Below are 12076 nucleotides of genomic sequence, written 5' to 3' on the forward strand. Positions count from 1 at the left end.
TTTATGAAGACATTTCTACTTATATCTTTATTGGGTTTTGGGCTGATTGGCTGTGCTTCATCTCCATATAATTCTCAAGAAAATTATTTAAATAACGCTCCAACTGTTCCAGTCAATAAAGCATTTAATAGCTTTAAAACACCTGAACACGAGATTTTTACCGATCGAGATGTCTATAATGTGCCGGAAAATTCGAATCTAAATTTTCGTTATGAAGTCCCTTTTTAAAGAAAAATAAAACATGGATTTAAACAAAGGTAGATCAGGATGGCCGACTACCTTTGTTGGCTAGGGATAATCAGTGATTAATACCGCCTTCGGGTGGTTTTTTAAAATTTAAACTGTTAAATTTTAATTATTGAAAAAAGGTATTTTAAATGAAAAACTTCACTATTATTGCTTCTTTATTTTTATTAGTTGGGTGTGCGACTGGCCACAAACAGGTTGCTCCTGTTCAAGTGACCGATAATAAAATTACTTCAGAAGCTGAAAAATATAAAAAGCAATATCAAAAGAAAATTTATAAAATATGGGATATTCCAGCATCTTCAGCTGGTATGAGTGCAAGCGTTAAAGTATTTTTAACTGACAGTGGAGAAATTGAACAAATCATCTTTTTAGATAAAGAAGAACAAAAATTTAAAACAAGTATTGAAAAAGCGATCTGGCGTGCAAGCCCATTTGCTTTGCCTTCAAATCCTGAAGTAAGAAAGCAAGCCAGAAAATTCAATATGAAATTTCAGGCTAAATAAGTAAGTTCTTCTTCAGCGTGGGGGCAAATTTAAAACTTTTAATGTATATAAATTTGCTCTCTTACCTTATGAAACAGCGGAGTAGTTAGTTTAATGGATATATAGATTTCTTTGAAAAAAGTAAAAGAAACATATCATTTTAAATTGAAAATAAGATAGTTGATGGAGAGGTAAACAAAATATAAAGATTACTTACATTGCTATCAAAACATAACATAAACAAAACTTTAAATAGGCATTAAATTAATATAAAAAAATGATATGAGCCCTAAAATGTGATAAGAAAAAGTATGAGTCAAGTAAGCAAACCCCCTAGTGAAAGTAAGGCAACCTCAGTTGTCGCGTGGGGCGTAATTTTATTTGGAATTGTTTTGGGAATAGCCTTTATTTTGTCATATGGGCAAGTTGAAACAAGAAACGATAATTTAGACATTATTCAAGTCTGGTCTAAAGAAATGGTTACAGTCGGTCTTTTCATTATATTTAATGGGCTACTGTTTGGTTACTTACTTTTAAAAATTAGTAGTATTTTGAACCATCTTGAAAATAACAAAAACTAAAACGTATCCGAAAGTGTCAGTTACACAAATGATGATGGTTTGGTGTTGAATGTAGCCGTTAATTATTTAAGCATGGAATGACACAAGTTAAGTAGAGGATGAATCTCATGATAGATGAAGAAAAACCCTTAAATTTTGACGATGATGAAGAGCCTCTCGATTTTGCCGATGAAGAATTTATCGATGATAAAAAAGAGGATGAGTTGTATAACAGCATTACCAAAGATGGCTCGAGTGTAGATCCGGCCGATGATGGTGAGCGACACATTCGCCCTGAAGATGGCGATCCCATCGAAATTGAAGAATAATTTAAAGCCCAATTCAATATTGGGCATTTTTAATATTTTGGATTTCTAGTTGAGCAGTACGGTACGTTCGAGGTTATTTAATCATTATCATTAATGACTCAAAAAATTGAGAACTAAGCAATGAGTGTAGAAGTAGGTACATATATATTTATTGAATGATTAATTCTCGAATTGAAGTAAAACTATGAGTAATTATATTTCTACATTTTCCAACAAAATCAAAAATAAAGCTGTTCCACCAGTCAATGATGTTCTGCTCGCGTTTAAGACTTTAAAAAATGTACCAGGCGGATTAACGCTATTATCAAAAGTTGTTAGCCGAGTTGCTCCATATTTTCAGACTGTAAATCCAATGATTCAAAAATTAGATTTGAACTTGTGCGAAGCCTCAATCAAAAAAAATAAATCAATCGAAAATCATATCGGGACTGTACACGTTATTGCCATATGTAATGGGCTGGAATTTGTCATGGGTGTATTAGCTGAAGCATCAGTACCTCAACATTTAAGATGGTTACCTAAAGGTATGAGCGTAAATTATGTAGCTAAGGCAGATTCTGATATTAAATTAGTGGCAACAATTGATGACGAGTGGAAAGTTGGAGATATGCAAGTAAAAGTTAATGCTTATAGAGCGGATGGGCAACCAGTAGTTCAAGGGTATATTACGCTTTGGGTTACAGAGAAAAAGTAAATAACAGGGCATTAAATGCAAAAAATATTGGATTATCTCCGCAAATTTTTTACTGCTAAGTCTCAGCAAGATGCAGCAGCGGATCAGATTGCTACAGCAACAGATCATGGCGATGAATTGATAGGTGTCGCTGTTGATGAGATGTCTCTTAGCTTAGACGGTGTAAACCTAATTTGTAATTTTGAAGGATTAAAACTTAGTGCTTATGACGATGGTACTGGGGTATGGACTATTGGATATGGCACGACGCGATATCCTAATGGCCAGCGTGTAAGTGAAGGAGACCGATGCACACTTGAACAGGCTAAAGCTTATATGCAACATGATTTAAAGATATTTGAGCGCGCAGTAAATAGTGCCGTAAAAGTGCCTTTAAAACAGAATCAATTCGATGCATTAGTCTCTTTAGCTTATAACATTGGAGTCGGGGCTTTTAAAAACTCGACCTTACTCAAAAATTTAAATTTAGGTGATTATAAAGAAGCTGCTAACCAGTTTGATGTCTGGGTCAATGCTGGTGGTAAGCGTTTGCAAGGGCTGGTGAATCGCCGAGCAATCGAAAAGAAATTATTTTTATCGTCAAAATAGTGCTTTCAATTTTTATTAAACTTTGTCAAAAATTCCTTAAAAGCCCCGAATAATCAGGGCTTTTTCATATAGCAACTGAATAGATTAACTTTTATCACCTAAAGTAATTCTGAGCCGGTTTAATGCTCCCATAAGTGAAATGCTGGTCGTCAACTCTACAATCTCTCTTTCACTAAAATATTCAGCTAAATGAGCTTTTACAGTTTCAATTTTGTCAGATAGAAAAGTGACTGCCTCCGCAAGTTCAAGAGCAAGATGTTGTTTCTTTGAAAAGGCATTCGAATGTTTATAGCCCGGAATTTTATCAATGACTTCTTGGCTTAGTCCCATATTTCTTAATTCCTGAGCATGAAAAGCGCAGCAGTAAGCACAGCCATTGATTTGTGACACATATAATTCAGCTAAAGCAATGATTTGAGGGTCGATGCCTGAGGTACGAATAGATGCATGTGCTGAGTACAAATGATTAATCGTTTTTTTAGCAACTTCTTTATATTCCATAATATAGGCCAGTCTTTTCGTGATAAAAAACTATTATTTACCACTAGGTATAGATTGTAAATTAGGCACTATTTTGTTATATAGGTATATTTTTTATACCTAATTAAATAATGAAAGATAATATTTCTGGTTGTTCTGTAGAAGAGGCAATGACAGTATTGGGTGGCCGCTGGAGAATGTTAATTATTTCATTTCTCATCGAAAGACCCATGCGCTTTAATGAACTCAGACGTGCAATACCTAATATTTCACAAAGAATGTTAACTTTAGAATTGCGTTTTCTTGAAGAAGAAGGGTTTATTAACAGAGAAGTTTTTGCGGAAGTTCCTGTTAAAGTTGAGTACTCACTAACCGAAGATGGCAAGAAATTAAACGGTTTAGTTGATGTACTCAAAGAAGTGGGCACTTGGCTTAAAGTAAGATAAGGCTGGTTTATTTTATAGTTTGATTTACTTTGTTTTGGATCGCACAGAGATCACATGCCATCATTTTGGTAGGATCATTTATATAAATTTTAGGCATAAAAAAGCCTGATGCTACGAATCAGGCTTCAGTATTCATCGACAATAGGAGTTGATGAACAAGACCAATCTAACAGACCTGATCTATAAAGGCAAACCAATGGCCGACCAGACAGTTCATATAAGTATAAGTTTTCTCAAATTTTAGGGATTAAAAAAGCCCTTGCTCGAAAGCGAAGGGCTTAGTCGTTCATTGATCTAGCAATGAACTATATAAGGCTCATCTCATACTAAGTTCAGTATATCTGAAATTAAAGCAACAAAGAAGAAAACATTCTAAATATCTTCATCACTCTATTTAAACTCAATTTATTCATTCCTATAGCAACTTACATGTTTGATAAATCAATACACAAAATTTGCACTTTGCATTTTTGAAGGCATGTTATTTGTGTGTAGCCCTAAGTGGATCGGTTTAGGGAATAAACACTAGCCGTCTATAGATTATTCAAAATAAAGCTTTGTATGAATTAATTGAAGAGTGAGGAAGCTAGAGGGAAGTAAGGAAGTAGAGATGAATTTGATTAGATTAGAAGAGCTTTCATTGGTCAGTAATGCTGTTTTGACACCCCACTTAAACAATTGGCCATGTATACGATCTGAAAATATGCGTGATCCTTCCTATAACAAGCCTAAAGACAACTTTTCGGAACAATCTGATAAAAAATTTTATAAAGAATGGCTGAGACAACAAAAGAAAATACTTAAAAGTATTCCGAGTAATGCTGTTTTACTCAGCAGGAAAGATCCTCTTTAGATGAGGTTTAAGGTACGTTTATAAAAAATGCATTACAAGGATGAGCATTTAGCTAAATAACTTTACGTAGGTGTGCTTGTTAGTCATAACTTGTTCTAGAGATACTGAAAATATAGCAAAACAATAAAAAAGCACTTCTGTAGAGGTAAATTTTTATGGCTAATCTTCATCAAAAAACACTTTTTGATATTTTGACTCAGCATCAGGCCTATCTATATCGAGCATCATCAAGATCGGTGAACGAACTTCTTAATTTATTTAATTCTGAAACGGTTACCATGCTTGATAAGTTGGCTAACTTATTAGATGAGCTAAATGAAAAGGAAAAAGCAGCATTGGCTGGTGAAATTTATTCAACAGCAAATTTAAGAGAGATACGCGCGCTAATTTCTCACTGGTTTAATTTGATTAATGAAGCTCTCACTGACACTTTTACAATATCTGCTGTGGCATTAGCTTTCTATGAAGCTAGATATATATCAAAAATTTTTGGCGGCCCACATAAAGAGCTAAAAGGCGAGCAACTCTATAAAGCTGCTAAACGCATTCCTTTAGCGGGTGGAGCATTAGTAGATGAACTACTCTCTAAAATTGCTGAGGTAGCTCGTCAAAGAGTTGAATATGCGATTCGAGATGGGCTTAATATTGGTGCTACAACCCAACAAATTATTCAGCGTATTCATGGAACTAAACGTCTTAAATATGAAGATGGGCTACTCAATAGTACTAAAACAGATATTGAACGAGCTGTACGTACAATTCGAAGCCACATATCGAATCAGGCATATTTAAATAGTTATAAACAATTAAAGTTTGAATATGTCAGATTTGTAAGTGTTCTTGATGGGAGAACATCGAAAACATGCGCTTCACTTGATGGAACGGTATGGCAGCTTAACGATCCGGCAAAAAAAGTTCCGCCTTTGCATCCCCATTGTCGCAGCATTTTAGTTCCAACTCTTGAGGATGGTCAGCTCGTTGGTAGTCGAGCTTTCATTATGGATGAAAGAAAATTTAAAGATATTCCTAAAGATGAGCGCGAACAATTAACTGGTCAGCTAGATGCAAATACTTCTTTTAAAGCGTTTTTTAAACTGACAGATGATTTCTTTCAAAAAGAATGGTTAGGGCCTAAACGATATCAATTATATAAAGAAGGGCAATTCGATTTTGATAAATTTTTTGATCCAGAGGGGCGCTTATATACACTCGAGGAACTTAAAGAACTTGATGAGCGGGCGCTAAAATTTTTGGATTTGTGAGTGAGAACCGAAGCATTTTAAATAGGATTTTTATCTTGAATAACTTTTTTAGTTTTAACCAAATATACACACTTAAACAATTAGTTAAAAAAGTTTCAATAATCTAGCCAGATAGCATGTTAAGTTTTTCTCAATCATAAAAATTTAGAAAGGATTAAAACATGAAATTTTCCTACCAAGATCTTACTGGAAATAATGTTGAAGTAGAGTGTGAAAGTTATACTCATATACCTTCAGGAACAGCAACAAAATCTACAGAAGGGGGCAATTATCATCTTAATGAAAACTTCAGTTTCTTTAAGAAAACTGAAGCTGATTCTATGCCCATCTATCGATTTGCTATTGACCGTAATTCTAATGTTTTTAATAGCGATGAACTTCCAGCATTAGCTCAAATTGGTACAGACTGGAAAAATTTAGATTAAACTTTTACTCAAAATAAGACCCTCAGTTGAGGGTTCTATATTATTTCTATGAGTTATCTCTTTTTAAATACAAGCAATAAGCCTAGTAAAATTGCAATCATCCCAATTAAACCTGCCAGAGGTAACGTATTTTTTAAAATTAGAAAATCTAAGAGCGCAGTAACAATGGGAACTAAATAGAACAAGCTTGTCACGTTGACAATATTGCCTTGACTTAAAAGTCGGTAAAGTAAAAGTTGTGCAACTACAGAAATTAAAATTCCAAGAAATAAGACAGAAATAATCAGTTGTGAATTCCACGTTATTTCAAAATGTTCAAAGGGAACTATAAATAGGCAAACTATAAGGCTAACTACATACTGTAGGGGTAAGACATCTGTCGGAGCCTGTTGAATGTTCTTTTGCATGATAGCCCCAAAGGTTATACAGATGAGGGCAGCCAAGGCAAAGAATATGCCGATTGGCGCAATAAACGACATTGTTAGGCTTTTCCAGACTAAAAGAATGAGTCCAGCTAAAGCAATGAGTAAACCGAAAAGTCTTTCTTTTTGTAAATTCTTTTCTAGAAGGCAAAGCGTTAAAATGGGTTGTATTCCCATGATTGTGGCCATCAAACCAGGCGTGACCCCATGAGCCATAGCTTTAAAATAGCAGATTGAATAACCTGCAATTATGAGTAGGCCCGTTAGTAAAACTTGCTTACGGGTTCCATACTTGGGTAAGAGCCGTTTTCTAAAAATAGCCAGTAGCGACAGAGCAATTAAAGCAGTAGAAAAGCGGAGAATTAATAAGGCTATGGGTGAGGCATTATCGAGTCCCCAACGAGTAAAAATTGCAGCACTTCCCCAAAGTAAAACGAAAATAGATGTTGCACTTTGTGATGCAAGCATCTGTTTATTTAGGCGCATAAAACCTCCTCCTAGTGCGTAATACCTAAGAAATACGAAGTGATGAAATTGTTAGTCAGCGTCGCTATTAACGTGTTATTCAGACATTAATCAATTCACGGATATCTTCTTTTAGAAAAATGAATTGTTTTAACTTCTTCTAATTTCAGTATGGGAGAGAGAATAGATAAAGAAAAGCGCATAATTCTTTTATATACTATTTGAAAATCGAATAGATAAATCGTAATGAATATAAAAAACTTACAGATTGATTGGTTAAAGTGTTTTGTCACAGTCGTTGATACAGGCTCATTGTCGAATGCGGCACCTGAGTTATATCGCTCACAGTCTGCGGTTAGCATGCAACTGAAAAAACTAGAAGAAGCGCTACATTGCCAACTTTTAATACGAACACATCGACAAATTGAATTAACGTCGCAAGGACAGCTACTCTTAGGTTATGCACGCCGAATTCTCGACTTACATGCAGAAGCTCAAATGGCATTTCACGGAGATGAATTAAAGGGCCGTATACGCCTTGGAGTACCTGATGACTATGCCGCTAAATATTTAACGCCAGTACTCAAACGTTTTGCGCCACGTTACGGAGGTGTTGAAATTGAATTGATCTGTGAGCAGTCGACTTCGTTAATTCCGCGAGTAGAAAGTGGGGATATAGACTTGGCATTAATTTCAAGAGATAACGCTCGTCAAGGAACATTGTTATTTCATGAACCGATGGTATGGGTTGGCTCTCCACAATTTGAACTCTGGCGAGAAGATCCGCTTCCAATTGCAGTTTACGAAAGTACCAGCCAAGCTAAAAAGAGTGCTATTCATTCTTTGGCATTACAAGGTCGCCGTTACCGTGTGGTATACAACAGTTCAAGTTTGGCTGGTCAAATTGCAGCAGTTGAAAGCGGTTTAGCAATCGCTGTGTTCACACAATGCAGTGCACCTGAGCATTTAACCATATTAGGGGCAGATCATGGACTTGGGCCATTAGAACCAATGGAGGCTGCTGTTTATCGGAGTAGATCTTCTTTAGAGTCAAAAGCTGTAGACCACCTATATGAATTACTCATTAAAACGCTCAGACACTCAGTTAATGTTTAATGTTCAAATCTTAAGTTGATATTTAGATGAAACTAAAGAGCTTTACATTTTTGCGTTAAATCTACAAAAAAGCCTAGAAACCTATGCTGATCGTAAAACTAATAAAAAGTATTTATTAACTCACTATCTGAATAATTCATGAGGTGAAATATGACAAAAATTATGGCTACTTTGGGTTTAGCTGCCATTATTTCTTTAAGTCTGAGTGCCTGCCAAGGTGAAAATGACACAAAGCAGCAAGATAAAACGACTACTCCTCATTCAATGGACAAAGATTCATAATCCAGATGAATTTCGAAACCCATCGTAAGATGGGTTTTTTTATATCTTTTTATTTTAAGCTTAAAGTGTGATTTGTAACTCGAAATATTTATTTTTAATGGCACTGTTCAAAATATGTTGACTAATATACTTGGTTTTAAATATATTTAATTCAACAGGAATCACTTTAAATATAACTCTATATTTAAAGTGAATTGGTTACACCATCAGATCAGAAATTTAACCTTAAATTTGATTATAAAAATATTAATTAATCAAGGAGGTAGGTATGGACGCTAAATTTCATTCTGAAAATGAATATGGTTTTATTCTAGATATTTTGAACACTTATATGGTGATAAAGAAGACATTAAAAGATGATCATTATCCTTATGATTCATTTGGTTATCTTCTTGCTCTTTATCAACCACTCAAAGTTTATATCCCTCAGCTTCCTCATCCAAAAATTTATATTGAGATTGGTGGAATTTCATATGACAGAATGATTGTTGGGCAAACAGAGGATGAGACAGAAGCCATAAATATTTTATTGAATTTAGGCCAACTTGTTGCTTAACAATTAAGTGGTATTTTAATGTTGGGTTTAATTTACTTAAGAAACACGCTTTCTTAAATAAATTCATGACAAAACTAAAGGCTATAAAATTGTTTTTGGAAAAGAGAACCTAAAGAAATTCTTTGGTGTTCCTACATGACATGATTAAAGAAACTCTCTTATAAGATACAAAAAAACACAAAAGCTAAATCTATAACTTTAAAAGAATTTGTTTATATAACTAAGAACATTAAAATTAGGTCATAGCAATGAAAAAAATATTCTTAGCAACTTTCACTGGGTTGGCTTTATTGGGTAGTAATGCGGTATTGGCTAAGCCCGATGCTACATTAATAAAAGAAGCGACAAAAAATGTAGTCACAGTGTCTAAAGCAAAAACTTTGGCTGATGAATCTGGAGTAACTTTGACGGGTACGATCGTAAAGCATATTGCTGGTGATCATTTTGAGTTTAAAGATGCTACCGGTTCGATTGTAATTGATATTGATGATGACTTGTGGAAGCCTCTACAACTGAAAGCTGGGGATAAAGTGCGTGTTGTAGGAGAGGTGGATACACATCGAGTTAAGCCTACCGATATTGAAGTTTTTAAGATTGAACGTGTTAAATAAAACTAGATTAATTTATATTAATATTGTTCAAAGTAAAAAAAGAAAACTCCTATTTTAGGAGTTTTCTTTTGAAAGATAATAATTTTTATTATTGCGTTGCATTAAATGCCTCATGATAGCTTACATAGCCTTTAGCAAAATGACCTGAGAAGCTTAATGCTTGGAAATACTCACTCGGTACATTAGGCAAAATTAACTCAGGATAGTTTTTAAAACCAAAGCGGCTGTAAAAGTTAGGATCACCTAATAAAACACATCCTTTTGCACCTAATTTTTTTAATTTTTCTAGTGATTTATTCATCAGAAGGGAACCAATACCCAGCCCTTGTTTATCTGGATGAACTGAAATAGGGCCTAAACCATACCAACCCATTTCTCCTGAACTGATTTGAACTGGAGAAATAGCAACATGTCCAATAATAGAACCATCTTCAACTGCCACGAGAGAAATGGTGAGTTGACCGTGGTTTGTTAAATTATTAACAATAAAATGTTCAGTATGACTCGTGTGCTCAGCATTTTGAAAAGCTGCTTTAGTTAAGTGTTCTATGGTTTCTATATCTTCAACTTGCTCATCACGAATAATAATATTCATTAAAAATTCTTCCAGATTTATTGATTGGCTAACGATGTAACTTCTTTAGATAAGCTCCCTTCGTTGGTTTTTATTGAAATATCTATGAAGAACATTAAATATCTAGCTAGATTCTAATTTAAAAAACTCAAGCATAACAGCTAGTCAAATAAGACTAATTTTATGTATTTATTTTACCATTCGTTAAATTATTTTTAATTTTAATTATGTCATTCGTCAGAAAAATTAGATAACTATTTCATGTAATTAATGAGATAAATTGATGGATTTATCTAAATTAATTTTGTTTAAAAATTATACTGATTGATAAAAAAGGCAACTTGGCTATATTCCATATCTATATTGCAAAATCAGCAATATATTTCTAGGATGGAATAAAAATGAAAAAAAGAGTAATAAAAATAGCAATAATGAGTTCATTATCTGTAATCACAAGTACGAGTTATGCGCAGGAATTTAAAAGATTCTCTGTCTCTGCTGGTTGGCTACATGTAATGCCACAGGGTAAAGCTAATCCATTTAATATTAATACCGCTGTTAAAAATGGAACCGCAGCTAAAGTCGGTACTATTTCAACAACCAGTTTTTTAAATTCGGTTGATCCTAATGCCACAGAAGTAGACTTAGGAGGAGAAGTTTTTAATCAAAAGGAGTTTCTAGAGCTAGCATTAAAAGATGAGTACATGAGGGAGATTATTCTTGATGAGAACGGTAATATTAAATCTGAAGTTTCCGGTGTTGCGACGATTCAAGGGATCGAAAACTGGCAACAAAATGATGCCGGGCTTGAGGTTGATGATGTAGATGCGTTGGGGTTAACCTTTAACTATTATCTGAATGACAATGTGTCTTTACAATTTATTGGCGGAATTCCACCTAAAGTTGATGTTAAAGGAAAAGGAGAGATCCTAGCGCCATTAAGTGGAGTCGCAGTGTCTCCTAATGACCTAGTGAAATATCTTTTCCCAAATGGAATTACTTTAGGACAGGCCATTCCGATTACCAACTTAGGCAATAAATCTAAAGCTGCAACTATTCGAGCATGGACACCAACCATAGAAGCACAATATCAGTTTGGTAAAAGTGGGGTAAATAAGTTTAGACCCTATGTTGGAGTGGGTTTAATGTATGCTCATTTTAATGATATTAAACTCAACGATGGAATTCGTTCTGATTTAGTGTCTGCAGGCCATATGATCCAAAATGTATTAGATGGCAAAGCTGGAGCGGCTTTAGACCGGAAAGAATCGAGTGGAAAAATGGTCGTTAATGTCGATGCAGATGATGCGATAGCGCCTATTTTTACTGCTGGTTTTACCTATGACTTTAACGATTCATGGTATACGGTAGCTTCTGTGTCCTATGCAAAGTTAAGCAACAATGCCCAAATTGATGTCGTCAATCAAAATACGGGGACTCGCTTAATACATGCCACAACAAAAGTTGATATTGACCCACTGATTACCTATTTAGGGGTAGGGTATCGATTCTAATATTTTTAAAAAAGGGTATCTCGGAGTTAATCATATTTAAACTTTGAGATACCTTATTTGTTACTAATTATAAAAAATAACTATTACTTGTTAAACTCATACATAAAGTAAAATTCTATAAAAAATATTTTTAATATAATAGTTTAAAAATATTTTTGAGGATTAGAA

18 protein-coding genes and 1 pseudogene are annotated in these 12076 nt (G+C 34.2%); 16 read left to right on the top strand and 3 right to left on the bottom strand.

The window, feature by feature from the left end; translation table 11 throughout:
• Nucleotides 1-3 precede the first annotated feature (3 nt).
• The 6 genes from MJX77_RS12645 (at nucleotide 4) to MJX77_RS12670 (ending at nucleotide 2902) form a co-directional block, all read left to right on the top strand.
• Nucleotides 4-228: a hypothetical protein gene (locus tag MJX77_RS12645; protein WP_252059256.1), complete on the top strand. Its 225-nt coding sequence runs from the start codon at nucleotides 4-6 to the stop codon at nucleotides 226-228.
• Nucleotides 229-377: 149 nt separating this feature from the next.
• Nucleotides 378-752, top strand: coding sequence for a TonB C-terminal domain-containing protein (locus MJX77_RS12650; protein ID WP_198307727.1), 375 nt, complete (start codon nucleotides 378-380; stop codon nucleotides 750-752).
• A gap of 290 nt (nucleotides 753-1042) precedes the next feature.
• Nucleotides 1043-1312, top strand: a complete 270-nt coding sequence (locus tag MJX77_RS12655) for a hypothetical protein (RefSeq protein ID WP_252059257.1) — start codon at nucleotides 1043-1045, stop codon at nucleotides 1310-1312.
• A 107-nt stretch (nucleotides 1313-1419) separates the two neighbouring features.
• Entirely contained in the window at nucleotides 1420-1620 is a 201-nt protein-coding gene (locus MJX77_RS12660; RefSeq protein ID WP_004791647.1) for a hypothetical protein, read from the top strand.
• Nucleotides 1621-1804: 184 nt separating this feature from the next.
• A complete protein-coding gene (locus MJX77_RS12665; protein WP_252059258.1) occupies nucleotides 1805-2314 on the top strand; it encodes a hotdog fold domain-containing protein in 510 nt (169 codons plus the stop codon).
• Between the two features lie 15 nt (nucleotides 2315-2329).
• On the top strand, nucleotides 2330-2902 hold the full coding sequence (locus MJX77_RS12670; protein ID WP_252059259.1) for a lysozyme: 573 nt from the start codon (nucleotides 2330-2332) through the stop codon (nucleotides 2900-2902).
• An 84-nt stretch (nucleotides 2903-2986) separates the two neighbouring features.
• On the opposite strand, the gene MJX77_RS12675 is transcribed toward MJX77_RS12670, so the two are convergent.
• Nucleotides 2987-3403 carry a carboxymuconolactone decarboxylase family protein gene (locus MJX77_RS12675; protein WP_252059260.1) on the bottom strand — a complete coding sequence of 139 codons (417 nt, stop codon included), beginning with the start codon at nucleotides 3401-3403 and terminating at the stop codon, nucleotides 2987-2989.
• 110 nt (nucleotides 3404-3513) lie between these two features.
• On the opposite strand from MJX77_RS12675, the gene MJX77_RS12680 reads away from it, so the two are divergent.
• The 4 genes from MJX77_RS12680 to MJX77_RS12695 all read left to right on the top strand — a co-directional run bounded on the left by MJX77_RS12680 (nucleotide 3514) and on the right by MJX77_RS12695 (nucleotide 6368).
• Nucleotides 3514-3828 carry a winged helix-turn-helix transcriptional regulator gene (locus MJX77_RS12680; RefSeq protein ID WP_004791654.1) on the top strand — a complete coding sequence of 105 codons (315 nt, stop codon included), beginning with the start codon at nucleotides 3514-3516 and terminating at the stop codon, nucleotides 3826-3828.
• 610 nt (nucleotides 3829-4438) lie between these two features.
• Entirely contained in the window at nucleotides 4439-4681 is a 243-nt protein-coding gene (locus MJX77_RS12685; protein WP_252059261.1) for a hypothetical protein, read from the top strand.
• 155 nt (nucleotides 4682-4836) lie between these two features.
• Nucleotides 4837-5943, top strand: a complete 1107-nt coding sequence (locus MJX77_RS12690; protein WP_252059262.1) for a minor capsid protein — start codon at nucleotides 4837-4839, stop codon at nucleotides 5941-5943.
• A 161-nt stretch (nucleotides 5944-6104) separates the two neighbouring features.
• Nucleotides 6105-6368, top strand: coding sequence for a hypothetical protein (locus MJX77_RS12695; RefSeq protein ID WP_013197412.1), 264 nt, complete (start codon nucleotides 6105-6107; stop codon nucleotides 6366-6368).
• A 53-nt stretch (nucleotides 6369-6421) separates the two neighbouring features.
• Here the strand turns inward: MJX77_RS12695 and MJX77_RS12700 are convergent, their stop codons facing one another.
• Complete coding sequence (locus MJX77_RS12700; RefSeq protein ID WP_252059263.1) at nucleotides 6422-7276, bottom strand: DMT family transporter; 855 nt, start codon at nucleotides 7274-7276, stop codon at nucleotides 6422-6424.
• Between the two features lie 225 nt (nucleotides 7277-7501).
• On the opposite strand from MJX77_RS12700, the gene MJX77_RS12705 reads away from it, so the two are divergent.
• The 4 genes from MJX77_RS12705 to MJX77_RS12720 all read left to right on the top strand — a co-directional run bounded on the left by MJX77_RS12705 (nucleotide 7502) and on the right by MJX77_RS12720 (nucleotide 9820).
• A complete protein-coding gene (locus MJX77_RS12705; RefSeq protein ID WP_004791662.1) occupies nucleotides 7502-8371 on the top strand; it encodes a LysR family transcriptional regulator in 870 nt (289 codons plus the stop codon).
• A 150-nt stretch (nucleotides 8372-8521) separates the two neighbouring features.
• On the top strand, nucleotides 8522-8653 hold the full coding sequence (locus MJX77_RS12710; protein ID WP_252059264.1) for a hypothetical protein: 132 nt from the start codon (nucleotides 8522-8524) through the stop codon (nucleotides 8651-8653).
• 268 nt (nucleotides 8654-8921) lie between these two features.
• Nucleotides 8922-9209, top strand: coding sequence for a hypothetical protein (locus tag MJX77_RS12715; RefSeq protein WP_049836941.1), 288 nt, complete (start codon nucleotides 8922-8924; stop codon nucleotides 9207-9209).
• 248 nt (nucleotides 9210-9457) lie between these two features.
• Entirely contained in the window at nucleotides 9458-9820 is a 363-nt protein-coding gene (locus tag MJX77_RS12720) for a NirD/YgiW/YdeI family stress tolerance protein (RefSeq protein WP_252059265.1), read from the top strand.
• Between the two features lie 88 nt (nucleotides 9821-9908).
• Here the strand turns inward: MJX77_RS12720 and MJX77_RS12725 are convergent, their stop codons facing one another.
• Complete coding sequence (locus MJX77_RS12725) at nucleotides 9909-10415, bottom strand: GNAT family N-acetyltransferase (RefSeq protein WP_252059266.1); 507 nt, start codon at nucleotides 10413-10415, stop codon at nucleotides 9909-9911.
• A 380-nt stretch (nucleotides 10416-10795) separates the two neighbouring features.
• On the opposite strand from MJX77_RS12725, the gene MJX77_RS12730 reads away from it, so the two are divergent.
• Nucleotides 10796-11908 (top strand): OmpW/AlkL family protein, encoded by a 1113-nt coding sequence (locus tag MJX77_RS12730; RefSeq protein WP_252059267.1) that lies wholly within the window; start codon nucleotides 10796-10798, stop codon nucleotides 11906-11908.
• A 47-nt stretch (nucleotides 11909-11955) separates the two neighbouring features.
• Nucleotides 11956-12042, top strand: a pseudogene (locus tag MJX77_RS19395) (hypothetical protein); the annotation flags it as partial.
• Between the last annotated feature and the right edge of the window lie 34 nt (nucleotides 12043-12076).

The sequence above is a fragment of the Acinetobacter sp. AHP123 genome, assembly GCF_023757925.1.
In the GTDB taxonomy this organism is placed as follows: Bacteria; Pseudomonadota; Gammaproteobacteria; order Pseudomonadales; family Moraxellaceae; genus Acinetobacter; species Acinetobacter oleivorans.

Excerpts from the sequence above, each read along its gene's own strand:
- MJX77_RS12645 (WP_252059256.1), top strand. The coding sequence starts at position 4 with ATGAAGACATTTCTACTTATATCTTTATTGGGTTTTGGGCTGATTGGC.
- MJX77_RS12650 (WP_198307727.1), top strand. The coding sequence starts at position 378 with ATGAAAAACTTCACTATTATTGCTTCTTTATTTTTATTAGTTGGGTGT.
- MJX77_RS12655 (WP_252059257.1), top strand. The coding sequence starts at position 1,043 with ATGAGTCAAGTAAGCAAACCCCCTAGTGAAAGTAAGGCAACCTCAGTT.
- MJX77_RS12660 (WP_004791647.1), top strand. The coding sequence starts at position 1,420 with ATGATAGATGAAGAAAAACCCTTAAATTTTGACGATGATGAAGAGCCT.
- MJX77_RS12665 (WP_252059258.1), top strand. The coding sequence starts at position 1,805 with ATGAGTAATTATATTTCTACATTTTCCAACAAAATCAAAAATAAAGCT.
- MJX77_RS12670 (WP_252059259.1), top strand. The coding sequence starts at position 2,330 with ATGCAAAAAATATTGGATTATCTCCGCAAATTTTTTACTGCTAAGTCT.
- MJX77_RS12675 (WP_252059260.1), bottom strand. The coding sequence starts at position 3,403 with ATGGAATATAAAGAAGTTGCTAAAAAAACGATTAATCATTTGTACTCA.
- MJX77_RS12680 (WP_004791654.1), top strand. The coding sequence starts at position 3,514 with ATGAAAGATAATATTTCTGGTTGTTCTGTAGAAGAGGCAATGACAGTA.
- MJX77_RS12685 (WP_252059261.1), top strand. The coding sequence starts at position 4,439 with ATGAATTTGATTAGATTAGAAGAGCTTTCATTGGTCAGTAATGCTGTT.
- MJX77_RS12690 (WP_252059262.1), top strand. The coding sequence starts at position 4,837 with ATGGCTAATCTTCATCAAAAAACACTTTTTGATATTTTGACTCAGCAT.
- MJX77_RS12695 (WP_013197412.1), top strand. The coding sequence starts at position 6,105 with ATGAAATTTTCCTACCAAGATCTTACTGGAAATAATGTTGAAGTAGAG.
- MJX77_RS12700 (WP_252059263.1), bottom strand. The coding sequence starts at position 7,276 with ATGCGCCTAAATAAACAGATGCTTGCATCACAAAGTGCAACATCTATT.
- MJX77_RS12705 (WP_004791662.1), top strand. The coding sequence starts at position 7,502 with ATGAATATAAAAAACTTACAGATTGATTGGTTAAAGTGTTTTGTCACA.
- MJX77_RS12710 (WP_252059264.1), top strand. The coding sequence starts at position 8,522 with ATGACAAAAATTATGGCTACTTTGGGTTTAGCTGCCATTATTTCTTTA.
- MJX77_RS12715 (WP_049836941.1), top strand. The coding sequence starts at position 8,922 with ATGGACGCTAAATTTCATTCTGAAAATGAATATGGTTTTATTCTAGAT.
- MJX77_RS12720 (WP_252059265.1), top strand. The coding sequence starts at position 9,458 with ATGAAAAAAATATTCTTAGCAACTTTCACTGGGTTGGCTTTATTGGGT.
- MJX77_RS12725 (WP_252059266.1), bottom strand. The coding sequence starts at position 10,415 with ATGAATATTATTATTCGTGATGAGCAAGTTGAAGATATAGAAACCATA.
- MJX77_RS12730 (WP_252059267.1), top strand. The coding sequence starts at position 10,796 with ATGAAAAAAAGAGTAATAAAAATAGCAATAATGAGTTCATTATCTGTA.